The 25658-nt window shown below is 76.4% G+C and carries 23 protein-coding genes; 14 read left to right on the forward strand and 9 right to left on the reverse strand.

All coding sequences use genetic code 11. The features are described from left to right. Positions 1-48 precede the first annotated feature (48 nt). From ACI798_RS19560 to ACI798_RS19570, 3 genes are read right to left on the reverse strand one after another with little or no spacing between them, the layout of a single operon-like run. On the reverse strand, positions 49-900 hold the full coding sequence (locus ACI798_RS19560) for a MaoC family dehydratase (protein ID WP_457048716.1): 852 nt from the start codon (positions 898-900) through the stop codon (positions 49-51). Next, positions 900-2234 carry a 3-oxoacyl-ACP reductase gene (locus ACI798_RS19565; protein ID WP_457048717.1) on the reverse strand — a complete coding sequence of 445 codons (1335 nt, stop codon included), beginning with the start codon at positions 2232-2234 and terminating at the stop codon, positions 900-902. Before ACI798_RS19565 ends, ACI798_RS19560 begins: the two co-directional genes overlap by 1 nt. A 13-nt stretch (positions 2235-2247) precedes the next feature. After that, positions 2248-3534, reverse strand: coding sequence for an acetyl-CoA C-acetyltransferase (locus ACI798_RS19570; protein WP_457048718.1), 1287 nt, complete (start codon positions 3532-3534; stop codon positions 2248-2250). 88 nt (positions 3535-3622) lie between these two features. Here ACI798_RS19570 and ACI798_RS19575 point away from each other — a divergent pair, with 88 nt between their 5' ends. Together ACI798_RS19575 and ACI798_RS19580 are read left to right on the forward strand one after the other, a co-directional pair. Continuing rightward, positions 3623-4291: a TetR family transcriptional regulator gene (locus ACI798_RS19575; RefSeq protein WP_457048719.1), complete on the forward strand. Its 669-nt coding sequence runs from the start codon at positions 3623-3625 to the stop codon at positions 4289-4291. Continuing rightward, positions 4288-6330 (forward strand): acyl-CoA dehydrogenase family protein, encoded by a 2043-nt coding sequence (locus tag ACI798_RS19580; protein WP_457048720.1) that lies wholly within the window; start codon positions 4288-4290, stop codon positions 6328-6330. Before ACI798_RS19575 ends, ACI798_RS19580 begins: the two co-directional genes overlap by 4 nt. A 68-nt stretch (positions 6331-6398) precedes the next feature. Here the strand turns inward: ACI798_RS19580 and ACI798_RS19585 are convergent, their stop codons facing one another. Both ACI798_RS19585 and ACI798_RS19590 read right to left on the reverse strand, forming a co-directional pair. After that, entirely contained in the window at positions 6399-7301 is a 903-nt protein-coding gene (locus ACI798_RS19585) for an ABC transporter substrate-binding protein (protein ID WP_456941430.1), read from the reverse strand. Continuing rightward, positions 7298-9289: a putative bifunctional diguanylate cyclase/phosphodiesterase gene (locus ACI798_RS19590; RefSeq protein WP_456941431.1), complete on the reverse strand. Its 1992-nt coding sequence runs from the start codon at positions 9287-9289 to the stop codon at positions 7298-7300. Before ACI798_RS19590 ends, ACI798_RS19585 begins: the two co-directional genes overlap by 4 nt. Before the next feature lie 104 nt (positions 9290-9393). On the opposite strand from ACI798_RS19590, the gene ACI798_RS19595 reads away from it, so the two are divergent. Together ACI798_RS19595 and ACI798_RS19600 are read left to right on the forward strand one after the other, a co-directional pair. Further along, a complete protein-coding gene (locus ACI798_RS19595) occupies positions 9394-10125 on the forward strand; it encodes a trimeric intracellular cation channel family protein (protein WP_456941432.1) in 732 nt (243 codons plus the stop codon). A gap of 28 nt (positions 10126-10153) precedes the next feature. Next, a complete protein-coding gene (locus tag ACI798_RS19600) occupies positions 10154-11377 on the forward strand; it encodes a saccharopine dehydrogenase family protein (protein WP_457048721.1) in 1224 nt (407 codons plus the stop codon). 24 nt (positions 11378-11401) lie between these two features. On the opposite strand, the gene ACI798_RS19605 is transcribed toward ACI798_RS19600, so the two are convergent. Next, entirely contained in the window at positions 11402-14143 is a 2742-nt protein-coding gene (locus tag ACI798_RS19605) for a SpoIIE family protein phosphatase (protein WP_456941434.1), read from the reverse strand. Between the two features lie 174 nt (positions 14144-14317). Between ACI798_RS19605 and ACI798_RS19610 the strand changes: the two genes are divergently transcribed. From ACI798_RS19610 to ACI798_RS19625, 4 genes are all read left to right on the forward strand, one after another. Continuing rightward, on the forward strand, positions 14318-15403 hold the full coding sequence (locus ACI798_RS19610) for an EAL domain-containing protein (RefSeq protein ID WP_457048722.1): 1086 nt from the start codon (positions 14318-14320) through the stop codon (positions 15401-15403). A 35-nt stretch (positions 15404-15438) separates the two neighbouring features. After that, positions 15439-15612 (forward strand): DUF1059 domain-containing protein, encoded by a 174-nt coding sequence (locus ACI798_RS19615; protein WP_457048723.1) that lies wholly within the window; start codon positions 15439-15441, stop codon positions 15610-15612. A gap of 138 nt (positions 15613-15750) precedes the next feature. Continuing rightward, a complete protein-coding gene (locus ACI798_RS19620) occupies positions 15751-16179 on the forward strand; it encodes an HU family DNA-binding protein (protein WP_457048724.1) in 429 nt (142 codons plus the stop codon). Positions 16180-16296: 117 nt separating this feature from the next. Then, positions 16297-17553, forward strand: a complete 1257-nt coding sequence (locus tag ACI798_RS19625) for a serine hydrolase domain-containing protein (RefSeq protein ID WP_456941438.1) — start codon at positions 16297-16299, stop codon at positions 17551-17553. A gap of 66 nt (positions 17554-17619) precedes the next feature. Here ACI798_RS19625 and ACI798_RS19630 read toward each other — a convergent pair whose 3' ends face one another. Next, positions 17620-18081 (reverse strand): MaoC family dehydratase, encoded by a 462-nt coding sequence (locus ACI798_RS19630; RefSeq protein ID WP_456941439.1) that lies wholly within the window; start codon positions 18079-18081, stop codon positions 17620-17622. 86 nt (positions 18082-18167) lie between these two features. Between ACI798_RS19630 and folP the strand changes: the two genes are divergently transcribed. From folP to ACI798_RS19650, 4 genes are all read left to right on the forward strand, one after another. Further along, positions 18168-19028 carry a dihydropteroate synthase gene (folP, locus tag ACI798_RS19635; RefSeq protein WP_456941440.1) on the forward strand — a complete coding sequence of 287 codons (861 nt, stop codon included), beginning with the start codon at positions 18168-18170 and terminating at the stop codon, positions 19026-19028. Between the two features lie 206 nt (positions 19029-19234). Continuing rightward, a complete protein-coding gene (locus ACI798_RS19640) occupies positions 19235-19810 on the forward strand; it encodes a universal stress protein (protein ID WP_456941441.1) in 576 nt (191 codons plus the stop codon). A 42-nt stretch (positions 19811-19852) separates the two neighbouring features. Continuing rightward, a complete protein-coding gene (locus tag ACI798_RS19645; RefSeq protein WP_456941442.1) occupies positions 19853-20275 on the forward strand; it encodes a PaaI family thioesterase in 423 nt (140 codons plus the stop codon). 84 nt (positions 20276-20359) lie between these two features. Continuing rightward, positions 20360-21958 (forward strand): AMP-binding protein, encoded by a 1599-nt coding sequence (locus ACI798_RS19650; RefSeq protein WP_456941443.1) that lies wholly within the window; start codon positions 20360-20362, stop codon positions 21956-21958. A gap of 60 nt (positions 21959-22018) precedes the next feature. Here ACI798_RS19650 and ACI798_RS19655 read toward each other — a convergent pair whose 3' ends face one another. Together ACI798_RS19655 and ACI798_RS19660 are read right to left on the reverse strand one after the other, a co-directional pair. After that, the gene (locus ACI798_RS19655; protein ID WP_457048725.1) at positions 22019-22729 is read right to left on the reverse strand and encodes a hypothetical protein; all 711 of its coding nucleotides are present in this window, start codon (positions 22727-22729) and stop codon (positions 22019-22021) included. A gap of 68 nt (positions 22730-22797) precedes the next feature. Further along, the gene (locus tag ACI798_RS19660) at positions 22798-23772 is read right to left on the reverse strand and encodes an AraC family transcriptional regulator (RefSeq protein WP_456941445.1); all 975 of its coding nucleotides are present in this window, start codon (positions 23770-23772) and stop codon (positions 22798-22800) included. Positions 23773-23926: 154 nt separating this feature from the next. Here ACI798_RS19660 and ACI798_RS19665 point away from each other — a divergent pair, with 154 nt between their 5' ends. Then, entirely contained in the window at positions 23927-24604 is a 678-nt protein-coding gene (locus tag ACI798_RS19665) for an NAD(P)-dependent oxidoreductase (protein ID WP_456941446.1), read from the forward strand. Between the two features lie 52 nt (positions 24605-24656). Then, positions 24657-25649, forward strand: a complete 993-nt coding sequence (locus ACI798_RS19670; protein ID WP_456941447.1) for an NAD(P)H-quinone oxidoreductase — start codon at positions 24657-24659, stop codon at positions 25647-25649. Positions 25650-25658: the final 9 nt, after the last annotated feature.

Here is a 25658-nt window from a genome sequence, read left to right on the forward strand (position 1 = left end):
TGGAACTCGATACGCGATAACCACCCCCCCAGGGTGCTAAACCGCGGGTCAGTGCGGGCGCAGGGTGCCCAGGTGGGGGGGGGACCCGCGCCGCGCGGGGCCCCGCGCGAGGTCCCAGCCGCCGTCGGCCGGCGCGGTCGCCAGGGTGACCGTCGAGGGCAGCAGCAGCGGGCGGCGGAAGCCGACGTCGACGGTGAGCGCCCCGGGCAGCCGGCCCGACAGCGCGGCCAGCGCCCGCGCCTCCACCCACATCCCGTGCGCGATCGCCCGCGGGAAGCCGAAGGCCCGGGCGGTCAGCGCGGAGAGGTGGATCGGGTTCACGTCGCCGGAGACCCGGGCGTAGCGGCGGCCGGCGTCGCCCGGCACCCGCCAGCGGATGGTCCCCGCGGGCAGGTCGCCGACGGTCACGTCGACGTCGGACGCCGGCGCACCCTCGGGCGGCCGGGCCCCGCGGGCCAGGTAGGTGGAGCGGCCGTGCCACACCTCGGCGCCGCCGGCCGACACCGACGCGCAGAGGTCGACGGTCGCGCCACGCGGGTGGACGGCGAACCGCTCGGCCCACACCTCCAGGTCGAGGGCCTCCCCCAGCTCGACCGGCCGCAGCACGTCGATCCGGTTGCGGACGTGCACCAGGCCCGGCAGCGCCAGCGGGAAGGCGCGGTCGCTCATCAGCGCGACCTGCAGCGGGAAGGTCAGCACGTGCGGGAAGGTCACCGGCAGCGCGTCGGCCAGCGGGAACCGGCAGACGCGGGCGTAGGCGGCCACCTCGGCCGGGTCCACGGTCACGCCGCGGCGGGCCAGCCGGGTGCCCGGCAGGTCCCCGCCGCGGCCCCGCGCGGTGAGCGCGGCCCGGACGAACAGTGGCGCCATCGACGGCGCCGATTCCAGCACGGTGACCATCAGGCGCCCAGCATCGACTGGCCGCACACGCGCACGACCTGCCCGTTCACGCCGGCGGCCGTGGGCGAGGACAGCCAGGCGATCGTCTCGGCGACGTCGACCGGCAGCCCGCCCTGCTGCAGCGAGTTGATCCGGGCGCCGACCTCGCGGGTGCCGAAGGGCATCTTCGCCGTCATCTCGGTGACGATGAAACCCGGCGCGACGGCGTTGATCGTGGCGCCGCGCGCAGCGAACTCCGGCGCCCACGCCCGCACCATCCCGATGACGCCGGCCTTGCTCGCCGCGTAGTTCGTCTGCCCGCGGTTGCCGGCGATCCCGGACTGCGAGCTCACCGCGACCACGCGGGCGCCCGGCCGCAGCAGGCCCTCGGCGTCGAGCAGCGCGCGGGTGAGGTCCAGCTGCGCCTGGAGGTTGACCGCCATGACCGACTCCCAGCGGGCGGCGTCCATGTTGACCAGCAGCTTGTCCCGGGTGATCCCGGCGTTGTGCACGACGACGTCGACCCCGCCGTGCCGCTCCCGCAGGTGGGTGACCAGCCGCTCGGCGGCGTCGGGGGCGGTGATGTCGAGCTGGAACGCCGTCCCGCGGACCTCGTTGGCCACCGCGGCCAGCGACTCCCCGGCGGCGGGCACGTCGACGGCGACCACGTGCGCGCCGTCGCGGGCCACGACCCGGGCGATCGCCGCCCCGATGCCGCGCGCGGCGCCGGTGACCACGGCGACCTTCCCCTGCAGCGGGCGCACCGGGTCCTCGTCCGCGGGTACCTCGGCCGCCGACACGGTGAGCACCTGCCCGTCGACGTAGGCCGACCGCCCGGACAGGAAGAACAGCACCGGGCTCGCGACCGACGCCTCGGCGCCCTCGGGCACGTACACGAGGTTGGCCGTGGAGCCCGCGCGGAGCTCCTTGGCCACCGACCGGACCAGCCCCTCCAGGGCCTGCCGGGCCGCGGCCTGCGCCGGGGAGTCCGCGGCCGCGGGCGGGTCGGCGAGCACGAGCACCCGGCCGGTGGGCCGCAGCCGCTTGACCGCCGGGGCGAGGAAGGCGTGCGCCGCGGCCAGCTGCCCGGGCCCGGTCAGCCCGGTGGCGTCGAGCAGGACGGCGGCCGGCCGCTCGTCGTCGCCACCCGGCACGGTCACGCCGGCGTCGCGGAGGACGGCGGCCAGCGTGTCGCCCAGCCGGCCCTCCCCCGCGGTCCCCACCAGGGCCGGGCCGGGCAGCAGCGGCTGCCCGGGCTCGTACCGGCGCAGCACCGCCGGCCGGGGCAGGCCGAGCTGCTCCACCACGGTCGAGCCGACGCCGGAGTTGGCGAAGGTCGTGTACCAGTCGCTCACGGGAGCCTCCTGCTCAGGACTCGAGGATCGCGACGACGCCCTGGCCGCCGGCTGCGCAGATGGAGATGAGACCGCGCTTGCCGGGACCGGCCTCGTGCAGGGTCTTGGCCAGCGTCGCGACGATGCGGCCGCCGGTGGCGGCGAACGGGTGCCCGGCCGCCAGCGACGAGCCGTTCACGTTGAGCCGGTCCCGGTCGATCGCGCCGAGCGGGGCGTCGAGGCCGAGCCGCTCCTTGCAGAACGCCGGGTCCTCCCACGCCTTGAGGGTCGACAGCACGGTGGACGCGAACGCCTCGTGGATCTCGTAGAAGTCGAAGTCCTGCAGCGTCAGGCCGTTGCGGGCGAGCATCACCGGCATCGCGTAGGCCGGCGCCATGAGCAGGCCCTCGCCGCCGTGCACGTGGTCCACGGCCGCGGTCTGCGCGTCGACCAGGTGGGCGAGCACCGGGAACCCGTGCTCGGCGGCCCACTCGTCGGAGGACAGCAGGACGGTCGAGGCGCCGTCGGTGAGCGGCGTCGAGTTGCCCGCCGTCATCGTGGCGCCGGGGCCCTCGCCGAAGACCGGCGCCAGCTTCGCGAGCTTCTCCAGCGAGGTGTCCGGCCGCAGGTTCTGGTCGCGGGTCAGGCCCAGGTAGGGGGTGACCAGGTCGTCGAGGAAGCCGCGGTCGTAGGCGGCGGCGAGGTTGCGGTGCGAGCGGACGGTCAGCTCGTCCTGCTCCTCGCGGCCGATCCCCCACTCCTCGGCGGTGAGGGCGGCGTGGTCGCCCATCGCCAGCCCGGTGCGCGGCTCGGCGTTGCGCGGGATCTCGGGCACCAGCTGGCCGGGGCGCAGGCCGCGCAGGGCCTTGAGCCGCTGGCCGAGGGTCCTGGCGGAGTTGAGCCGGATGAGCACGCGGCGCAGGTCCTCGTGGACGGCGAGCGGCGCGTCGGAGGTGGTGTCGACGCCGCCGGCGATGCCCGACTCCATCTGGCCGAGGGCGATCTTGTTGGCGACCAGCACCGCCGCCTCGAGGCCGGTGCCGCAGGCCTGCTGCACGTCGTAGGCCGGGGTCGCGGCCGACAGCGTCGAGCCGAGCACCGACTCGCGGGTGAGGTTGAAGTCGCGCGAGTGCTTGAGGACGGCGCCGGCGACGACCTCGCCCACCTGCTCCCCCTGCAGCCCGAAGCGGGCGACCAGGCCGTCCAGCGTCGCGGTGAGCATGTCCTGGTTGGACGCCTGCGCGTAGCGGGAGTTCGAGCGGGCGAACGGGATGCGGTTGCCGCCGAGGACGGCGGCCCGCCGGGGCTGGGGCGAGCTCATGAGGACCTCCGGGGTCACAGGACGCCATTAGCGCTACGAGGGCCGCTCACAGTGGCCGGTACCGACGGTACACGGTACCGTCGGTTACATGAAGGCGGAGACGGCGACCCGGCGGCGCGACCGCCGGGACTCGCGGTGGGACGAGCACCGCCGCGCGCGCCGCGAGCAGCTGGTGGACGCCACCGTCGCCGCCGTCGGCAGGCACGGCGCCGGAGTCGGCATGGACGAGATCGCCGCCGAGGCCGGCACCAGCAAGACCGTCGTCTACCGGCACTTCGCCGACCGCAGCGAGCTCTACGTCGCCGTCTGCAACCGGGTCGCGGCCCAGCTCACCGAGAAGCTGCGCGCGGCGATGACCAGCACCGGCCACCCGCGCCGGATGGTGGCCGCCGCCGTCGAGACCTACCTGGCGTTCATCGAGGCCGATCCGGAGCTCTACCGCTTCGTCGTCGCCCACCCCCTGCTGGACCGGCCGGTCGACGCCGACCCGGTCAGCACGCTGTCGGACCTCGTCGGCGACCAGGCCGCCGCCCTGGTGGCCGTCGCCCTCGAGCAGGCCGGCCGGGACCCCGCGGCCGCCGCGCCCTGGGGGCACGGCCTGGTGGGGCTGGTCCGCGCCGCCGCCGACTGGTGGCTGCGCGCCGACCGGCCGATGCCCCGGGCCGACCTGGCCGCCCACCTCACCGACCTCGCCTGGGCCGGGCTGCGCAGCCTGGTGCCGGGAGAGCCCGTCCCCACCCCCGAGGAGAAGAAGTGACCTCCACCCTGCCCCGCACCGTGGACCCGGCGCGCCTCCGGGAGGTGCTCGACGGGCGGTGGGCGCACGTGCGCCGCGACGCCCGCGAGCAGCTCGGCGACCCGAAGTACGCGCCGGTGTACGGCGAGTCGGTGCAGGAGGCCCGCGAGCGGATCACCCGGCTGGCCGGCGAGCTCGCCGCCACCGGCCGCGTCGGCCTGGGCTTCCCCAAGGAGTACGGGGGCGAGGCCGACGCCGGCGGTTCGGTGACCTCGATCGAGATGCTGGCCTTCGGCGACCTGTCGCTCATGGTCAAGGCCGGCGTCCAGTGGGGGCTGTTCGGCGGCGCCGTCCAGCTGCTCGGCACGCAGCGGCACCACGACGCGTACCTGCCCGACATCATGAGCTTCGCGCTGCCCGGCTGCTTCGCGATGACCGAGACCGGCCACGGTTCCGACGTCCAGCAGCTGCGCACCACGTGCACGTACGACCCGGACACGCAGACCTTCGACCTGCACACCCCCCACGAGGCCGCGCGCAAGGACTACATCGGCAACGCGGCGAAGGACGGGCGCATGGCCGTCGTCTTCGCTCAGCTGGTCACCCAGGGGGAGCCGCGGGGCGTGCACGCCTGGCTGGTGCCGATCCGCGACGAGGACGGCAACCCGGTGCCCGGCGTCACCATCGGCGACGACGGCCCCAAGGCCGGGCTGCTCGGCGTCGACAACGGCCGGCTCTCCTTCGACCACGTCCGCGTGCCGCGGGAGATGCTGCTCGACCGCTTCGGGCAGGTCGCCGAGGACGGCACCTACACCTCGGACATCGAGAACGAGACCCGCCGCTTCTTCACCATGCTCGGCACGCTGGTCCGCGGCCGGGTGAGCGTCGGCGGCTCGGCCGGCTCGGCGACCAAGCTGGCCCTCGACATCGCCGTCCGCTACGGCGACGTCCGCCGCCAGTTCGCCGCCCCCGGCCGCGACCGGGAGATCGTGCTCAACGACTACCTGGTCCACCAGCGCAAGCTGCTGCCGGCCCTGGCCACCTCCTACGCCCTGGCGTTCGCGCAGGAGGAGCTGGTCGGCACGATGCACGACGTCCAGACCGCGGTGCACGAGCACGGCGAGCCGGTCGACGAGGCCGCCCAGCGGGAGCTCGAGTCGCGCGCGGCCGGGCTCAAGGCGGCCCAGACCTGGCACGCCACCCGCACCATCCAGGTGTGCCGCGAGGCGTGCGGCGGCGCCGGCTACCTGGCGGAGAACCGGCTGCCCCAGCTCAAGGCCGACACCGACGTGTTCACCACGTTCGAGGGCGACAACACCGTCCTGCTGCAGCTGGTCGCCAAGGGCCTGCTCACCGGCTACCGGGACGCGTTCGGCTCCCTCGACGGCTGGGGCCGGGTCGCGTTCGTCGCCGACATGGTCCGCGAGACCGTCCTCGAGCGGACGGCGGCCCGCGGGCTGATCGCCCGGCTGGTCGACGCCGTCCCCGGCCGGGACGAGGACGTGCCGCTGCGCGACCGCGGCTGGCAGCTGAAGGTGTTCGAGTTCCGCGAGAGGCACACCCTCGAGGGCGCCATCCGGCGGCTGCGGAGGAACGCCGCCACCGAGGGCATGGAGCCCTTCCAGGTGTTCAACAGCGTGCAGGACCACGTGCTGCGGACGGCGTCCACGCACATCGACCGGGTGGTGCTCGAGGCGTTCGTCGCCGGCATCGAACGGACCACCGACCCGGGTGCGAGGGCGCTGCTCGAGGCCCTGTGCGACCTCTACGCGCTGTCGACCCTCGAGGCGGACAAGGGCTGGCTGCTCGAGCACGGCCAGCTCACCCCGGCCCGGTCCAGGGCGCTGACCGCCACGGTGAACGCCCTGCTGGCCGAGCTGCGGCCGCACATGGTCACCCTCGTCGACGGCTTCGCCATCCCGCAGCAGTGGAAGGCCGCCGCCATCCTCGAGGAGGAGGCCGGCCGGCAGGAGGCGATGGCCGCCGAGGACGCGCGTGTCCGCGCGGGAACGGCTCCCGACGACACCGCCACCGCGGTGCAGGTCCCGCCCGGCCAGTAGTCGGAGGCCCCCTTGCCCCCCACCCCTCGCTGACGCTCGGAGCGGGGCCCTGCAAGGGGGCCGTTCCATCAGCTGGCGGGCAGGGCGCCGTTGACGGTCACCGCGTCGACGGCGCCGTGCCCGACCTCCCAGCGGTCGAGCAGCTCCTGGTAGACGCCGTCGTCGACCAGCCGCTGCAGCGCCTCGGTGAGCACGTCGCGCAGCCCGGTCCGGTCCGGGGCGACGGCGATGCCGTAGAGCCCGGGCTCGTACTGGGTGTCGGAGACCAGCTGGTAGCTGTTCTGCGTCCGCGGGTCGGTGGTCACGTAGACCGCCGGCGGGTAGTCGGCGACCACGGCGTCGGCGCGGCCGGTGCGCAGCTCGAGCAGGGCGTCGTCGTTGGTGGGCAGCTCGTGCACGTCGATGCGTCCCGTGCACGAGGCCTGGGCCCGCTCCAGCAGCCCGACCTGCACGGTCCCGGCCTCGACGGCGACGCTGCGGCCGCACAGCCCGGCCAGCTCGTGGATGCCGAGCGGGTTGCCGCGCGCGACGACGATCGCGGAGCCGGCGCGGAAGTAGTTGACGAAGTCGGCCTGCTGCTCGCGCTCGGCGGTGTCGGTGACCGCGCTCATGACCAGGTCGAACCGGTCGGCGACGAGGTCGTCGAGGAGCGTGTCGAACGGCGCGGCCTCGAAGCGCACCTCCACGCCGAGCAGGTCGCCGAGCGCGGCGCCGAGGTCGGGCTCGAAGCCGACGATGGTGCGCCCGTCCGGGCCGAACGACGACGCCGGCGGGTAGGACGGGTCGTTGGCCACGGTGAGGACGCCGGCCTCGCGCACGTCGGCGGGCAGCGCGGCGTGCAGCCGCGCGTCGACGGTGACGGCGGCGGCCGCGCCGGTGCCGGTCGTCGGGGCGGCTCCCCCGCACCCGGCGGTGACCAGGGCGGCGGCGAGGACGGCGGTGCCGGCGAGGGCGCGGCGGGTGCGGGTCACGCGAGGACCTCCAGGGCGGGCGCGGACGCGACCGCGCAGGTGAGTTCCGGCCACGGGCGGGGCCGGGAGAACAGCCACCCCTGCGCGCGGTCGCAGCCGACCGCCCGCAGCCAGGCGGCGACCTCGGGCGTCTCGACGCCCTCGGCGCAGACCGACAGACCCAGGCCGTGGGCGAGCTCGACCAGCGACCGCACGACGGCGGCGTCCTCGGCCGAGACGTCGACCCCGGTGACGAAGGCCCGGTCGACCTTGACCTCGGTCAGTGACAGCGAGCGCAGGTGCGACAGGCTGGCGAAGCCGACCCCGAAGTCGTCGAGGGCGACGCCGAACCCGTGCGCGGCGAGCTCGGCCAGGCAGGCAGAGGCGGCCGCGAGGTCGGCGGGCAGCGCGGTCTCGGTGACCTCCAGGAGCAGCCTCGCCGGTGGCACCCCGGCCGCGGCGGCGAGCCGGGCGACGGTGGCGGCGAAGCCGGGCGCCTCGAGGTTGCGCACCGAGACGTTCACCGAGACCGTCCAGTCCTCGCCGGCGGCCGTCCAGGCGGCGCAGTCGGCCAGCGCCTGCCGGAGCACCCACTCGGTGAGCGCGCTGATGACGCCGGACTGCTCCAGCGCCGGCAGGAACTCGCCGGGGCCGAGCAGCCCGCGCTGCGGGTGCTGCCAGCGCAGCAGCGCCTCGACGCCGACGGTGGCGCCGGAGGCCAGGTCCACCTGCGGCTGGTAGTGCAGGCGCAGGTCGCCGTCCTCCAGCGCGCGCCGCACGTCGTGCTGCAGCGCGGGCGAGTGCGGCGAGGGAGCGGTGGCGCGGGGGTCGAAGACGACGACGCCGGTCGCGCCGCGCTTGCCCTGGTACATGGCTGCGTCGGCGCAGGTCATGAGCGTCTCGACGTCGGTGGCGTCGGCCGGGTGCATGGCGATGCCGCAGCTGGCCTCCACCGCCAGCGGCACGCCCTCGACCACGGTCTCCACCGACAGCGCGTCGCTGACCCGCTGCACCAGCTCGCGGGCGGCGCCGGCGTCGTCCATGCCGGGCAGCAGCAGGCCGAACTCGTCGCCGCCGAGGCGGGCGACGGTGTCCCCCGCCCGCACGGTGGCCGACAGCCGGCGGCCCACCTCCCGCAGCAGCTGGTCGCCGGCGTGGTGGCCGAGGGTGTCGTTGACCTCCTTGAACCGGTCGAGGTCGACGAGGACGACGGCGGCCGGGGCGCCGCGGCCGACCTCGGCGGCCACCCGGCGGGCGAACAGCTCGCGGTTGGCCAGCCCGGTCAGCGGGTCGTGCAGCGCGTCGTGGGCGGCCTGCGCGGCCTGGCGGCGCAGCCGGCGGGTGGTCGACCAGGAGATCCCGGCGAGCACCAGGTAGAGGGCGCCGAGGCCGGCGCCCAGCCGCCAGTAGGTGCGGGTGGTGGCCGCCTCGACCTCGGCGGCGACGGTGTCGTAGGGCAGCAGCAGCTCGAGCACGCCGACCGACCGGCCGGAGGTGTCGGCGACGATGGGCTGCAGGACGCGGATCATCCGGCCCACGGCCAGGCCGTCGTCGTCGAGCAGGGCGACGTCGGTCCCGCCGGCCGCGGCCGTGGTGAACGCGCCGCCGGCCGCGGGGACGACGTCCTCGCCGGCGGGGTAGTCGGGCAGCGCGGTCTCGGGACCGGTGGCGCCGTCGTCGGCGAAGACGACCGTGCCGGCGAAGTCGCGCAGCCGCAGCCGCAGGATCGAGCCGCGGAAGACGGCGAGGTCGGTGGCCGACTGCAGCCGTTCGCGCTCGGCGCCGGTGAGCCCGGTGCCGAGGTCCTGCCCGCGCAGCGCCGGGGCGATGGCCATCTCCTCGACCACCGCGGCCTGCGCGTGGCCGTACTCCAGCGCGCGGTCGACGGCGTCCTGCCGGATGCCCGCCGCGAGGACCGCGCCCAGCACGACGACCGGCACCAGGCTGGCCGCGGCGTAGGCGGCGAACAACCGGGTGCCGGCCGCCGTCGCGCTCCGGGACCTGCTCATGGCTGCCTCATCGGACGGGCCGGGCAGCGGGTCGAGCGCCGTCTCACCCGTCCGAGGGGGGCAGGTCCCGGGCGGCCCGGCGGCGGGCGGGAGGATGGACCCTCGTGAGCACCCTCGCGGCGGCCACCGAGACGCTGCACGTCCCGGCCGCGGTCGACCTCGCCGCGATCGTCGTCGGCGCGCTCACCGGCGGGCTGCTGGCCGCCCGGGAGGGCTTCGCCGTCTCCGGCGTCCTGCTGCTCGCGGTCAGCGGCGGCCTCGGCGGCGGGCTGATCCGCGACGTGCTGCTGGCGGAGGGCCCGCCGGTCGCCCTGACCGACCGCGCCTACCTGCCCGCCGTGGCCATCACCGCGGCGGTGACCTTCTTCTTCTCCGGCTGGCTGTCCCGGCTCACCGCGCTGCTGGTGGTGCTCGACGCGCTCACCCTCGGCCTGTTCACCGTCATCGGCGCGCAGAAGGCCCAGCTCGCCGGCCTGCCCAGCGCCTCGGTCGTGTTCATCGGGACGCTGACGGCGGTCGGCGGGGCGGTCATCCGCGACGTGCTGCTCGCCCAGCGCGCCGACATCGTGCAGCCCGGGCCCTACAACGCCGTCGCCGCGCTGCTCGGCGCCACCCTGCTGACGCTGCTGGCCGGGCCGCTCGGCGTGGACCCCATCCCGGTGGCGCTGGTGGTGATCGCCTTCGTCGCGGGCCTGCGGGTGCTGTCGGTGTGGCGCGGGTGGGAGGCGCCGGTCGCCGTGGACCTCCCCGGTCGCGCCCGCAGCCGGCTGGCGGCCCGCGACCGGTCCCGGCGGCCCGAGGGGCGCCGCCGGGTCCTCCGCCGCCGGATGCGGTGAGCCGGAGCCGCCCGGCAGGATGAGCCGCATGCCCGAGCGGGAGCACGACGTCGTCCTCTTCGGCGCCACCGGCTTCGTCGGCCGCCTGGTCGCCGCCTACGTGGCCGAGGCCGCGCCGCCCGGCCTGCGCGTCGCCCTGGCCGGCCGGTCGAAGGAGAAGCTGACCGCCGCCGCGGCCGCGCTGCCGGAGGCGGCCCGCCACTGGCCGCTGGTCGAGGCCGACACCGGCGACCCGGCGTCCGTGGCCCGGATGGTGGAGGGCACCCGGGTGCTGGCCACCACGGTCGGCCCGTACCACCGCTACGGCCTGCCGGTCGTGGAGGCCTGCGCGCGGGCGGGCACGCACTACGCCGACCTCACCGGCGAGGTGCTGTTCGTGCGCGAGGCCATCGACCGCTGCGACGCCGTCGCCCGCGAGACCGGCGCCCGCCTCGTGCACGCCGCCGGCTACGACTCCATCCCGTCGGACCTGTCGGTGTACCTGCTCGCCGAGCGCGCCCGGGCCGACGGCGCGGGCGGGCTGACCGACGTCCGCCTGGTCGCCACCGTCCGCGGCGGGTTCAGCGGCGGCACCGTCGACTCGATGCGCGCGCAGATCGAGGCGATGGCCACCGACCGGGCGGTGCGGAGGGTGATCGGCGACCCGTACGCCCTCTCCCCCGACCGCGCCGCCGAGCCCGACACGAAGCAGCCCCCGGACGCCGTGCCGCCCGCGCTGGCCGCCGAGGGCCGGTGGACCGCCCCGTTCGTCATGGCACCGTTCAACACCCGGATCGTGCGCCGCAGCAACGCGCTGCAGGAGTGGGCCTACGGCCGGGGCCTGCGCTACGGCGAGTCGATGAGCACCGGCCGCGGGATCACCGGCGCGTTCGCCGCCGCCGGCGTCACCACCGGCCTGGCCGCGGCGCTCGGTGCGCTCGCCTTCCCGCCGACCCGGGCCCTGCTCGACCGGGTGCTCCCCGCGCCGGGCAGCGGGCCGGACGAGGCCACGCGGGAGAGGGGCTTCTTCCGGATGGTCGTCGACGCCGACACCGAGGGCGGCCGCCGCTACCGTGCCACGGTGGCCGGGCAGGGCGACCCCGGCTACAAGGCGACGTCGGTCATGCTCGGCGAGGTGGCGCTGGCGCTGGCCCTCGACGAGGAGCGGCTGCCGGACCGGGCCGGGTCGCTGACCCCCGCGACGGCACTGGGCGGCGTGCTGGTCGACCGGTTGCGCGCGGCCGGCCACACCTACGAGGTCGCGCCTCTCTAGGACTCCCGGAGCGCCTTCGTCGCGCTAATGGCTCTCCCGCCCGACGCGGACGGCGAGCAGGGCGACGTCGTCCTCGGCGCCGGGCAGGACCATCCGCCCGAGCAGCCGGTCGCACAGCTCCTCGAGCGGGAGGTCGCCGAACTCGCCCAGCGCGGCGGTGAGGGCGGCGGTGCCGGCGTCGAGGTCGCGGTCCCGCCGCTCGACCAGGCCGTCGGTGTAGAGCAGCACCGTGCTGCCCACGGGCAGGTCGCAGTCGTGGTCGGCGCGGGGACGGCGCGGGTCGACGCCGAGCAGCAGGTCCGCGGTCCCCTCGTCCAGCACGCGCACGCCGCCGCCGGGCAGGACGGCGACCGGCGGCGGGTGCCCGGCGCTCGACCAGCGCAGCCGCGCACCCCCGGCGTCGGTGCGCTCCAGCCGGGCGAGGACCGCGGTGGCCATCGTCCCCAGCGCCAGCCCGGCCGCCGCGCGGTCGAGCCCGCCGAGCACCTCGGCCGGGGAGCCCCCGCCGGCGTAGCCGATGCCGCGCAGCAGCCCGCGCAGCTGGCCCATCGCCGCGGCGGCGTGCCGGTCGTGCCCGACGACGTCGCCGATCGCCAGCACCACCGCGCCGCCGGCCTCGACGAACGCGTCGTACCAGTCGCCGCCGATCTCGGCGCCCTCCGACGCCGGCACGTACCGGACGACGATCTCGCAGCCCTCGGGCCGGGGCGGCGCGGTCAGCATGCTGTGCTGCAGGGCGTCGGCGAGGCCGCGCTGCTGCTCGTAGAGGCGAGCCGCCTGGAGGGCCAGCCCCGCCCGGCGGCCCACCTCGACCGCGGTCTCGATCTCGCCGGGCGTGTGCGGCCCGCGCGCGGCGTCGTTGGCGGTGCCCAGGGCGCCGATGACCCGCCCCCGCGCCACCAGCGGCACGACGAGCGCCGACCGGGGCGCCAGCCGCAGCAGCATCTCCTGGGCGGTGGGGTCGGGCAGGGACCGGGCGATCCGGGCGGCGTCCAGCTCCGGGACGACGAGCGGCCGGCCGGTGCGGGTGACCACCCGCGCGGCGTGCTCGTCGCTCATCCCGGTCGCCATCGCGTGCACGTAGGCGGCGACGTCCCCACGCCGGGCCGGGTCGCGGTGCGCCCAGGCCACCTCGTGCAGCCGGCCCTGTTCCTCGGTGACGACGATCCAGCACCAGTCGGCGAGGGCCGGCACCACCAGGTCGGCGAGCTGCCCGAGCTGCTCGCCGATGTCGAGGCTGCCCGAGAGCACGCGGCCGGCGTCGGCCAGCAGCTGCAGCCGCTGGTTGGCCTCGGACATGGCGCGGACGGCCTCGGCGCGCTCGGCCTGGGACCGCAGCCGGGAGACGCTGAGGCCGATCTGCGCGGTCAGCGCGTCGAGCAGCTCGACGTCGTCGTCGGCGAAGACGTGCGCGGTGTCCCAGACGACGACGAAGCTGCCCAGCAGCCGGCCCTCGACCCGCAGCGGCAGCGCGGCGAGCGCGCGCAGCCCGAGCGCGGCGCCGACGTCGGCCATCTGCGGGAACCGGGCCACGGCCTCGTCGAGGTCGGCGAAGACCAGCCGCTCGCCGTGCCGGGCGGCGTACTGGGTGGGCAGGGCGTCGTCGAGCTCGACCACCAGGTCCTCGGGCGGGAGCTCCACGTCGGCCTCCGCGGCGGCGTGCGCCACGGTGTCGGCCAGGTCCCGGGCCAGGTGCAGCCGCAGCGCGCCGTCCCCGTCGAACGCGGCCAGCGCGCTCGAGGACGCCCCGAGCACCCGGGCACCCCGCAGCGCGATCTCGGCCAGCTGGGACAGCGCGGTCGCGTTGGCCAGCTCCGCGGCGACCTCGGCGATGGCGGCGGCCCGCTGCACCGCCGCCATCCGGCGGGTGGCCTGCTCGCGGGCCTCGGTGGCGTCGAGGACGGTCCCGAGGACCCGCACCCGCTCGCCGCGGAAGTCGCGCACCACGCGGCCGCGGGACACCGTCCACCGCACGCTGCCGTCGGCGTGCAGGGCGCGGGCCTCGACGGCGTACTCGCCGTCGCCGGCCAGCGCCCCGACCATGGCCGACCGCACCGCGGCGTGGTCGTCGGGGTGGATCCGCTCGGCGAGCATCCGGTCGACGTCGACGATGTCCAGGGGTCCGTCGAGGCCGTGCACCGCCGCGCAGCGCTCGTCCCAGTGCAGCGCCCCGGTGCGCAGGTCGTACTCCCAGATGCCGATCTCGCTGGCCTCGAGGGCCACCTCCAGCCGGGTGGCCGACACGCCGATGGCGGACCGGGCCGCCGAGAGCTCCAGCTCGGCCACCACCGCGGAGGCCAGGTGCTCCAGCAGCGCGACGTCGTCGGGCTCCCACGTGCGCGGCCCGGGGTCGTAGACGGCGAGCGCGCCGACGACGAACCCGGACGCGGACAGCAGCGGTGTGCCCAGGTAGGCCACGACCTCGCCCGAGGTGACGGCGGGCAGCCCGGCCAGCGCGCGGTCGGCCCGTGCGTCGGGCACCGCGAGGGCCCGTCCCTCGCGCACGACGCGCTCGGAGAAGGCGCCGGTGAGCAGCGCCCGCCCGCCGATCACGCCGGGCGGCAGGCCGTGCCCGCCGACGACGGTGTCCCGCTCGATGAACAGGGTGACCTTCGCGTAGCCGACGTCGAGCAGCCGCGCGGCCAGCCCGGACAGCCGGTCGTAGGCGGCGGGTCCGGGCACCTCGAGGAGCAGGCGGCGGGCGGCGGCGAGGCGGTGCGGGTCCCGCAGGACGTCGTCGGGCGCGCACGGCGGAGGGACGGTCACGGCCCTCCTCGTCCTCGCGCGACCGGGCGGCCGCAGCCGTCCATGCTGCCACGGGAGACGGCCGCGCGGACGGCGCCGTCCGCAGGTGGCGCCCGCCCACCCCACCGGGTGAGGCCCACGGCCGGAGGGGTCCGGCGGGCGGCGGCCGCGGCCGATCCCCCCACCATGACGGGGATGCTGACGCGGCGGCTGCCGGACTGCCGCCCCCTGCTCGCCGACCCCGACGACCTCACGCTGGTCTTCCAGCCGATCGTCGACCTCGCGCGGGCCCGGGTGGCCGGGTACGAGGCGCTGTCCCGCTTCCCGGGCCCCGCCGGCCCGGACGTGTGGTTCGCCGCGGCCGCCGACGCCGGGATCGCCGCCGAGCTCGAGGCGCTGGCCCTGCACAAGGCCCTGGCCGCCGTCCCGGACCTGCCCGCGGACACCTTCCTCACCGTCAACGTCGGCCCGCACCTGCTCGGTACGGCGCCGGTGCAGGAGGCGATGGCCACCCGCCCGGACCTGCACCGCGTCGTGGTCGAGCTGACCGAGCACGCGCCGGTCGACGACCTGGGCGCGCTGCGCGTCCAGGTCGCCGAGCTGCGGGCGCGGGGGGCGCTGGTCGCCCTCGACGACACCGGCTCGGGCTGGTCGGGCCTGCAGCAGTTGGCCGCCCTCCGGCCGCAGCTGGTCAAGCTGGACCGCTCCCTGGTCGCCGGCGCGGACGCCGACCCGGTGCGCATGGCGCTGGCCGAGATGGTCGGCGAGTTCGCCGGCCGCATCGACGCCTGGCTGCTCGCCGAGGGCATCGAGACCCGCGGCGAGCTGGCCGCCTTCTGCCGGCTCGGCGTGCCGCTGGCGCAGGGGTGGCTGCTGGGCCGGCCCTCCCCCGGGTTCGCGCCGCTGGACCCGGACGTCGTCGCGCTGGTCCGCGGCTGCGCCGCCCGCGCGCGGTCGGCGTCCACCGTCGCGGGCCTGCTGCGCCCGGTGCGCCAGTGCGAGGTCACCGAGCCCTTCCCCGGCGTCCCGCCGGTCGTCCTGGTGGGCCGGCAGGGCGAGCCACTCGCTCTGCGGCTGACCGACCCGCGCACCGGACAGGCCCACACGGCCCCGGTGTCGCTGCGCGCCGAGCCCAGCGACGACGTCACCGCCACCCTCCAGCGGGCCCTGACCCGCTCGCCGGCCCAGCGCTTCGACCCCGTGGTCTGCACCGACGCCTCCGGCGCCGTGGTGGGCCTGCTGCGCGTCGAGGACCTGGCCTCCGCGGCCGCCGTCCGCTGAACGCCCTCCCCACCCCTCCCGAGAGCCACCGCCCGGTGGAGACCTCCACCTGCGGGGACGTCGTCCCCGGCTGCACCGCCTCGTTCACCGCCGCCGACGACGCCGGGATCCTCGGCCAGGTCGCCGGGCACGCCGCGGCCGACCACGGGCTGGCCGGGGTCGGCCCGGAGCCGGTGGCGGCCGTCTGCGCGCACATCCGCGCCGCCTGACCGCCGTCCGGTCCCGGGGAGCCGCGGCACGCGGCTCACCCTGCGTCGCGGGGAGCCGACCCGCCCCCGGGACGGGTGGTACCGGCGGGTCCGTAGGGTCGTGATCAGGCCCGTGCACTGGCCAGATGCCCCGTCGGCGTGTCACGGTGCCCCGGGCCGGACCCCCGACGGGAACCGGTCCGTCCCGGGCGCCCGCCCGGGACCGCCGCCGCGGACCCGCGGCCGGTACCCACCCGGCGGCCCGCCGAGACCGCGCGGGCCCCGACGTCCGAGAGGAAACCCGTGAACAAGGCCGAACTCGTCTCCGCCATCGCCAAGCGCGCCGACGTCCCCAACTCCACCGTCGACGCCGTGCTCAGCGGTCTGCAGGAGGAGCTCGTCGAGGCGATCACCCGCGGCGAGAAGGTGGCCGTCTCCGGCCTCATCACCGTCGAGCGGACCCAGCGCTCGGCGCGCACCGGCCGCAACCCGCAGACCGGTGAGTCCATCGAGATCCCCGCGGCCAACACCGTCAAGGTGACCGCCGGCTCCAACCTGAAGAAGGCCGCGAGCAACGTGCCGGTCTGATCCACCGGGACCCCCGCCGGGGCGGCGCCTGCCCCCTGTGACCTCCCCCACGTCCCGTGGGTCAGGATGCGCAGGCAGGCGCCGCCCGAGGGCGACGGCGCCGGGACGGAGGAACACGTGGCGAGCGGACTGACCCTGGAGACCGACCCGGCCGAGGTGGGCCTCGACGCCGGCCGGCTGGAGCGCCTGGACAAGCGGCTGGCCCGCTGGGTCGACGACGGCCAGCTGCCCGGCTTCCTGGTCACGGTGTCCCGGCACGGCCGGCTGGCGCACGTCGGGCGGTACGGCTCCCGCGATGTCGAGAACGGCCTGCCGGTCGAGGAGGACACCCGCTGGCGGATCTTCTCCATGACCAAGCCGGTGACCTCGGTGGCGGCGATGATGCTGTACGAGGAGGGGGCCTTCGAGCTCACCGACCCGATCGCCCGGTGGCTGCCGGAGTTCGCCGGGACCCGGGTCTACGTCGCCGGGTCGTCGCAGAAGCCGGTCACCCAGCCGCAGGTCGAGCCGATCCGCGTCCGGCACCTGCTCACGCACACCTCCGGGCTCACCTACGGCTTCCACCACGCCCACCCGGTCGACGCCATGTACCGCGCGATGGGCCACGAGTGGGGCACCCCGCCCGGCGTCGACTCGGCCGAGGCGTGCCGCCAGTGGGCGTCGGTGCCGCTGGTCTTCCAGCCCGGGTCGGAGTGGAACTACGGAGTCTCCACCGACGTCCTCGGCCGGCTGGTGGAGGTCGTCTCCGGGCAGACCCTCGACGTCTTCTTCGAGGAGCGGGTCTTCCGCCCGCTGGGCATGACCGACACCTCCTTCGGCCTGCGCGAGGACGACGACGTCGCCTCCCTGGCCCGCCTCTACGCCGCCGTCCCCGGGCAGCCCGGCGGCCCGGCCACCGCGTTCGCGCCGATCGACGCCATGGGCGAGGCCGCGCACCGCAAGCCGACGTTCCTGTCCGGCGGCGGCGGGCTGGTCTCGACGGCGGGCGACTACCTGCGCTTCTGCGAGATGCTCCGCCGTGGCGGCTCGTTCGACGGCGGGCGCCTGCTCGGCCCCCGGACGCTGGCGCACATGGTCCGCAACCACCTGCCCGGCGACCAGGACCTGGAGACCTTCGGCCGGCCGCTGTTCGCCGAGACGCCGCTGCGCGGGGTCGGCTTCGGGCTGGGCTTCTCGATGGTGCTCGACCCGGCGCGCTACGGCGGCGTGGCGAGCGTCGGCGACTACAGCTGGGGCGGGGCGGCGTCGACGGCGTTCTACGTCGACCCGGTCGAGGACGTCGTCGTCAGCTTCTACACGCAGCTGCTGCCCTCGAGCACGCTGCCGATCCGCGCCTACCTGCGCGCCCTGGTGAACCAGTCGATCGTCAACTGACCGACCAGGTGGAGGAGGCGATCCCTGCGTCCTGGCGCCCAGGACGCAGGGATCGCCTCCGGTGCCTCAGAGGTAGCGGCGGTAGACGACGGTGGCGACCATCGCCGGCTTGGTCTGGCCCTCGACCTCGACGGTGACGTCCATGTTCATCGCGATGCCGCCGTCGAAGGGGGTCGCCGACGCCAGCGTCGCGCCGGCCCGCACCCGGCTGCCCACCGGCACCGGCGAGGGGAAGCGCACCTTCTCGGTGCCGTAGTTGACGCCCATCCGGAAGCCGGAGATCTCCACGATCTGCGGCAGCAGGGAGGGGATGAGCGACAGCGTCAGGTAGCCGTGCGCGACCGGCCCGCCGAAGGGGCTCTCCCTCTTCGCCCGCTCGACGTCGACGTGGATCCACTGGTGGTCGCCGGTCGCCTCGGCGAACTGGTCCACCTGCTCCTGGGTGACCTCGACCCAGTCGCTGTACCCCAGGTGCTGCCCGACGAGCCCCTGCACGCCCTCGACGCCGTCCACGGTGGTCTGCGCCATCGCCTGTCCTCCTGTGTCCCTCGGTCCCGACCGCCGGTGGTCTGGTTGGCTGACTCCACCACATCGGCCGGGACGGAGGCGACGGGGTGCTGCGACTGGGCCGGCGGGACGTGCCCGACGGCGGGCTGGTGGTCATGGCGATCGTCAACCGCACGCCGGACTCCTTCTACGACCGCGGGGCGACGTACGAGCTGGCCGCCGCGGTCGAGCGGGTGGACCGGGTGGTGGCCGAGGGCGCGGACGTGGTGGACGTCGGCGGGGTGAAGGCCGCTCCCGGCGCGGAGGTCTCCCCCGCCGAGGAGATCCGCCGCACCGTGGACCTGGTGGCCGCCATCCGCGCCGCCCACCCGGACCTGCCGATCTCGATCGACACCTGGCGGGCCGAGGTCGCCCGGGAGGTGCTCGCCGCGGGGGCGGACGTCGTCAACGACGCGTGGGGCGGCGTCGACCCCGAACTGGCGGGCGTCGCGGCCGAGGCCGGCGCGGGCATCGTGTGCACCCACGCCGGCGGCCTGCCGCCGCGGACCCGGCCGCACCGGGTGCGGTACGACGACGTGGTGGCCGACGTCGTCGCGCGGACGACGGCGCTGGCCGAGGCCGCGGTCGCCGCCGGCGTGGACCGCGAGCGGGTGCTGGTCGACCCCGGCCACGACTTCGGCAAGAACACCCGGCACTCGCTGGAGGCCACCCGCCGGCTCGACGAGCTCGTGGCCACCGGCTGGCCGGTGCTGGTGGCGCTGTCGAACAAGGACTTCGTCGGGGAGACCCTCGACGTCCCGCTCGAGCAGCGGCTGACCGGCACGCTCGCCGCGACGGCGGTCAGCGCGTGGCTGGGCGCCCGCGTGTTCCGCGCCCACGACGTCGCCGCGACCCGCCAGACGCTGGACATGGTCGCCGCCATCCGCGGGGACCGTCCGCCGGCGCGGACCACCCGCGGCCTCGCCTGAGCCGGCCGGGCGCCGGTCCGCCGGCCGCCGTCGTCACCCCGCGGTGCCCGGCCTCACCCTGCAGCGCGAGGCCGGGCACCCCACCGCGCGGACGGTGGTCTGCCGCGGCGCGACGGAGGCCCCTTCCGCCGCGCGCCCGGACGGATCATGCTCGGGTCGCCCGCCGGGGCGCCGGGTCCCGCGGGGACGGTGCCGGGGAGGCCGTCATGACCGAGCAGGCCGCAGGCGTCGAGGAGTCCCGGGCCCACGGGCCGCGGGTGGTGGTGGGCGTCGACGGGTCGGCGGGGGCGCGGGCCGCGCTGCGGTTCGCCCTCGAGGACGCCGTCCGCCGGGACGTGCCCGTCGAGGCGGTCACCGTGTACCGCCCGCCCGAGGCGTGGATGGACTTCGACGTGGTCGGCGACGTCCACTACGACCGGGCCGAGGCGGCGGCGGTGGAGCGGGCCGAGGCGTTCGTCGAGGAGGTGCTCCGCGAGGTGCCGGAGCCGCACCCGGTGATCCACGTGACGGCCGCCCTCGGCTCGGCGGCCGACGGGCTGGTCCGGGAGTCGGTGGGGGCGGACCTGCTGGTGGTCGGCAGCCGGGGGCACGGCGGGTTCTCCAGCGTGCTGCTCGGCTCGACGGGCCTGCAGTGCGTCCTGCACGCGCCGTGCCCGGTCACCGTCGTCCACTCGGCCGAGGCGCACCGCGAGCGGCTGCACCTGCGCCGCCGCACCGACGGCGAGCGGGTCCGCACCCACCGCCGCCGCTTCCGCCGGACGAGGGCCGACTCCGCCCCCTGACGCCGCCGGGTCCCCCGGTGGTGGGGCGCTACGGTCGCGGCCATGGCCGCTCCCGGGTTCCTCACCGCCGACGAGCTCAACACGCTGCTGCCGGGCACGCTGCCCGGGCTGATCGGGCTGACCGTCACCGCGCACGAGCCCGGCCGGCTCGAGGCCGCGCTCGACGTCCGCCCCGAGCTGCTCGCGCCCAACGGCTACCTGCACGCGGCCACCGTCGTCGCGCTGGCCGACACCGCCTGCGGCCTGGCCACCCGCGCCCTGCTGCCCGACGGGTCGGCCGGGTTCACGACCATCGAGCTGAAGAGCAACTTCCTCGGCACCCTCCGCGAGGGCCGGCTGCGCACGGTGGCGACGAACGTGCACGCCGGCCGGACGACGCAGGTGTGGGACGCCGTCGTCGCCGCCGACGCCGGGAGGACGCTGGCGCTGTTCCGGTGCACCCAGTCGGTGCTCTGGCCGCGCTGATCGTCACGCCGAGTGACCCCCGTGCCCTGCGACACACCCGGGGTGTGAGACTGGCGCCACTACGCACCCCCGAGGAGGAGCACCGTGGCTCTGGCCAGTCGTTACCCCGACGTCGAGATCCCCGACCAGTCGGTCCCCGAGTTCGTCCTCGCCGGCGGGGCGTCGCGCCCGGACGCGCCGGCCCTGGTCGACGGGCTGAGCGGTGACTCGATCACCCACGGCCAGCTGGCGACCTACGTCGACCGGGTCGCGGCCGCCCTCGCCGCGCGCGGCCTGCGCAAGGGCGACGTCGTCGCGGTGCTGTGCCCGAACACCATGTGGTACCCGGTCGTCTTCCACGGCATCGCCCGCGCCGGCCTGGTGATGAGCCCGATCAACTCGCTCTACACCGCCCACGAGGTGGCCTACCAGCTCAAGGACTCCGGCGCGAAGGTGCTCGTCACCGTCTCGCCGTTCCTCGACCGGGCGCTGGAGGCCACCGAGCAGACGCCGGTCGACGAGGTCATCGTCATGGACGGCGCCGAGGGTCACGCCTCGCTGCTGGACCTGATCACCAGCGACGCGCCGTCCGTCGAGGTGGACATCGACCCGGCGAACGACCTGGTCACGCTGCCCTACTCGAGCGGCACCACGGGCCTGCCCAAGGGCGTCATGCTCACCCACCGCAACCTGGTGGCCAACGTCAGCCAGTCCCGCCCGCTGGTGGAGCTGGTCGAGGGCGACGAGCGGATCATCGCCGTCCTGCCGTTCTTCCACATCTACGGCCTGACCGTGCTCATGAACCAGGGCCTGCAGTGGGGCGGCACCGTGGTCACCCTGCCGCGGTTCGACCTCGAGCAGTTCCTGCGCACGATCCAGGACCAGAAGATCACCCGCGCGTTCGTCGCGCCGCCCATCGTGCTGGCGCTGGCCAAGCACCCGATGGTCGACCAGTTCGACCTGTCCTCGCTGCGCAGCATCACCTCCGGGGCCGCGCCGCTGGACGAGGCACTGGCCCAGGCCGCCCAGGAACGGCTGCGCAAGGGCGCCGCCGACGGCGTCGTCGTCGCGCAGGGCTACGGCATGACCGAGCTGTCGCCGGTCTCGCACACCACCCCGGACGCGAACCGCCTGCCCGAGGGCGTCACCGAGGTGCCCAAGGGCTCGGTCGGCCTGGCGCTGCCCAACACCGAGTGCCGCCTGGTCGACCCGGAGACCGGCACCGACGCCGCTCCCGGCGAGCGCGGGGAGCTGTGGGTCCGCGGCCCGCAGGTCATGAAGGGCTACCTCAACAACCCGACGGCGACCGCCCAGACCCTCGACGACGAGGGCTGGCTGCACACCGGCGACGTCGCGATCGTCGACGAGAACGGCTGCTACACGGTCGTCGACCGGGTCAAGGAGCTGATCAAGTACAAGGGCTACCAGGTGGCCCCGGCCGAGCTCGAGGCCGTGCTGCTGAGCAACCCGGCCATCGCCGACGCGGCCGTCATCGGCGTCAAGGACGAGGAGAGCGGCGAGGAGCTGCCCAAGGCGTTCGTCGTCAAGGCGCCCGGCGCGGAGATCTCCGAGCAGGACGTCATGGACTTCGCCGGCAGCCGGCTCGCCCCGCACAAGAAGATCCGCGCGGTGGAGTTCATCGAGCAGGTGCCCAAGTCCGCGGCCGGCAAGATCCTGCGCAAGGACCTGAAGGCACGGGCCTAGCGGTCCTGCACAGCGGGCCGGTTCCCCTCCGGGGGAGCCGGCCCGCTGCCGTCCCCGGGGTCACCAGGGCGTGCCGAGGACGGCGTCGCGGGTGCGCCCGTGGCGGGCGCCGGCGAACCGCAGGACCAGCCGGGCCGGGCGGGAGGCCGTCTCCAGCACCGCGACCCGCTCGGCGGGGTGGCAGGCGTCCAGCAGCCACGGCAGCGAGAACAGCGCCTGACCTGCGGGCAGGCCCCGGCGGGCGGCCCGCTCGACGCGGGCGCGCTCGGCGGCGGACACGTGCTCGTCGACCAGCGGCAGCACGACGGCCTCCTCGGCGTCCAGCCGGGCGGCGACCAGGTCGGCGAGGTCGGTCAGCGCGACGGCCAGGGCGGGGGCACCGGCGCTCACGTCGCGGGCGAACAGCGGCAGCGCCAGGACGGCCCGCGTGAGCGCCTCGTCGAGGGCGGTGTCGCCACCCGGGCGGCGCAGGTCCGGGCCCCCGCCGGGCAGCACGACGCGGGACACCGCGGCCTCCAGCCGCCGGCGCAGCACCGCGTGCGCCCGGACCTCGGCCAGCACACCGCTCGTCCAGCGGACCAGCTCGCGCTGCCGCTCGGGGCAGCAGGACTCGTCGTAGGCGATGCCGGTCAGGGCGTCGGCGACCACCCGGGTGCCCGAGCGCAGCGCCCGGTGCAGCAGGGCGTGGTCGCCCAGGTGCCGGACGGCGCCGCGGCGGGCGGGCGCGCAGCGGGCGGGGGACGTCGTCGTCGGGGTGCTCGTCGTGGTCATGGCGCAGACGGTGCCGCCCGGCCCCTGCAGGGGGCTTGTGGCCTGCTTGGACGGCGCCGCGGGCCGACTCAGGAGCGTCGCGCGGCCGCCCCGGTCGCGGTCGGCGGGACGCCGACGATCCGCTTGTACGCGCGCGAGAACGCCGCCTCCGACTCGTAGCCCAGGCTCCCGGCCAGCTCGCCCACCCGCGCCCCCTGCCCCAGGGCGACCGTGGCCAGGTGCATGCGCCAGCGGGCCAGGTAGTGCATCACCGGCTCGCCGGCCAGCTCGGTGAACCGGGCGGCGAACGAGGAGCGCGACATGCGGGCCTCCCGCGCCAGCCGGGTCAGCGTCCAGGCCGAGCCGGGCTCGCGGTGCAGCGACGCCACGGCCCGCCCCACCTGGGGGTCGCGCAGGGCCCGGAGCCACCCCGGGCCCGTGGCCGCGGTGTCCAGCCACGCCCGGACGGCCTGGACGACCACGACGTCGGCGAGCCGGGTGATCACGGCCTCCGCCCCGGGCCGGTCCACCGCGGCCTCGTCGGCGAGGACCCGCAGGAGCAGCGGCAACCAGCCGGTCCGGGCCGGGTCCGACCCGTCGACGACCAGGACCGGCGGGAGCAGGCCGAGCAGGTGGGCCGCGCCGGGCCGGTCGGGCTCGACCACCCCGCACACCATCGTCGCCGGGGACCCGCCGCCGTCGAGCCGCAGGACGGAGTAGTGGTCGCCCAGGTACCGCTGGGGCAGCAGGTCGGCGCGCCCGGCGACCGGCGCCCCGGGGCCGCTCCGCAGCAGGTGCCCGCGGCCGTGCGGGACCAGGGCGAGGTCCCCGACGCCGAGCTCGTGGCGCTCGCCGTCGACCTCGAGCAGGCAGGCGCCCCGGGTGACGACGTGGAAGCTCATGCACCCGGCGAGGGCGGGCATCTCCACGCCCCACGGCGCGGTCGCCTCCGCCCGGCAGTAGAAGGTGCCACGGATCCGGAGGTCGGCCAGCACGCCGCCGAGGGGGTCGACCGGCGCCCAGGGCCGGGTGTGGTCCCCGTCGGTCCCGGCGTCCGCGTGCACGGTCCCAGCCTGCTGACGTCCGCACCGGGCGTCCAGGTCCGCCGGACGGACGGGCACCGACCGCGGACGCGCGGTCATGGGCTCCGGCCGCCCCGGCCGCCAGTGTCGACGGTGGCCGGCGACCGGCGCCGGCGGGACCGGGAGGAGCAGGGACGTGCGCGTTCTGGTGGTGGGTGCGACGGGTGGATCGGGACGGGCGGCCGTGGAGGCGCTGGCCGGGCAGGGACACGAGGTGACCGCCTTCGCCCGGCGGGCGTCGGCCGCGTACACGGGGCGTCCCGGCGTCCGGGCCGTGGACGGCGACGCCACGGCGCCCGGGGACGTGGCGCGGGCGGTCCGCGGGCAGGACGCCGTCGTGGTGACCCTCGGCATCAGCGAGCACCCGCTCCGGGTGCGCCTGCTGGGCAGCCGCGGCACCCCGCCCGACGTCCGCTCACGGGGGACGGCCGCGGTGGTCGCCGCGATGCGGGAGCACGGGGTCCTGCGGCTGGTCGTCCAGTCCTCCTACGGCGTCGGGGAGACGCGCGACCGGCTGCCGCTGTCGGCCCGGCTGGTGTTCGCCCTCCTGCTGCGGCCGCAGATCGCCGACCACGAGCGGCAGGAGCGCCTCGTCCGGGACAGCGGCCTGGACTGGACGGTCGTCCAGCCGGTCTACCTCACCGACGGCGACGAGCCGGCCGCGACCTCGCCGTCCGGCGACACCGAGGGGATGCACGTCTCCCGGCGGGCGCTGGGCGGGGTGCTCGCCGACCTGGTGAGCGGACCCGGGGGCGGGCGCTGCCTCACCGTCTCCGGCGCCACGGCCGCCGTGGCGCCGGCACCGAGTACCTGAGAGCACGCTCGCGGGAGGTGGGGGGCGAGAGGGTCCTCCTAGGGTCGGGGCCATGCGTGCGGTGATCGCGAGTGGACCCGGCGGCCCCGAGGTGCTCGGCTGGGGTGAGGTCCCCGACCCGGTGGCCGGTCCCGGCGAGGTCGTCGTCGACGTCGCGGCCACCGCCGTCAACCGGGCCGACCTGCTGCAGCGGGCCGGCCACTACCCGCCGCCGAGGGGCGCCAGCGAGGTCCTGGGCCTGGAGTGCAGCGGGATCGTCAGCGAGGTCGGCGAGGGCGTGACCGGCTGGTCCGTCGGCGACGAGGTGTGCGCGCTGCTGGCCGGCGGCGGGTACGCCGAGCGGGTCGCCGTCCCGGCCGTGCAGCTGCTCCCCCGCCCCGCCGGCGTGGAGCTCGCCACCGCGGCCGCGCTGCCCGAGGTCACCTGCACCGTCTGGTCCAACGTCTTCCAGCTCGCCGGCCTGCGCCGGGGTGAGGCGTTCCTCGTGCACGGCGGGTCCAGCGGCATCGGCACGATGGCCGTCCAGCTCGCCGTCCGGGCCGGCGCACGGGTGTTCACCACCGCCGGCAGCGCGGCCAAGCTCGAGTTCTGCCGCGAGCTCGGCGCCGAGGTGACGATCGACTACAAGTCCGAGGACTTCGTCGAGCGGGTGCGCGAGGAGACCGACGGCGCCGGCGTCGACGTGGTGCTGGACAACATGGGCGCGAAGTACCTGGCCCGCAACGTCGACGCCCTCGCCGTCGGCGGGCGGCTGGTGGTCATCGGCATGCAGGGCGGCACGCGGGCGGAGCTGGACCTCGCGAAGCTGCTGGCCAAGCGGGCCTCGGTGGCGGCCACGGCGCTGCGCTCGCGCCCGCCGGCCGGCCCGGGCGGCAAGGCCGACATCGTCGCCGCGGTGCGGGCGGAGGTGTGGCCCGACGTCGAGCGCGGCGTGGTCCGGCCGATCGTCGACCGGCGGCTGCCCATGTCGCGGGCGGCCGAGGCGCACCGCGTCGTCGAGGCCAGCGAGCACATCGGGAAGGTGCTGCTGCTCCCCGACGCGTAGGGACGGGGG

The organism is Geodermatophilus sp. SYSU D01045 (assembly GCF_054050295.1).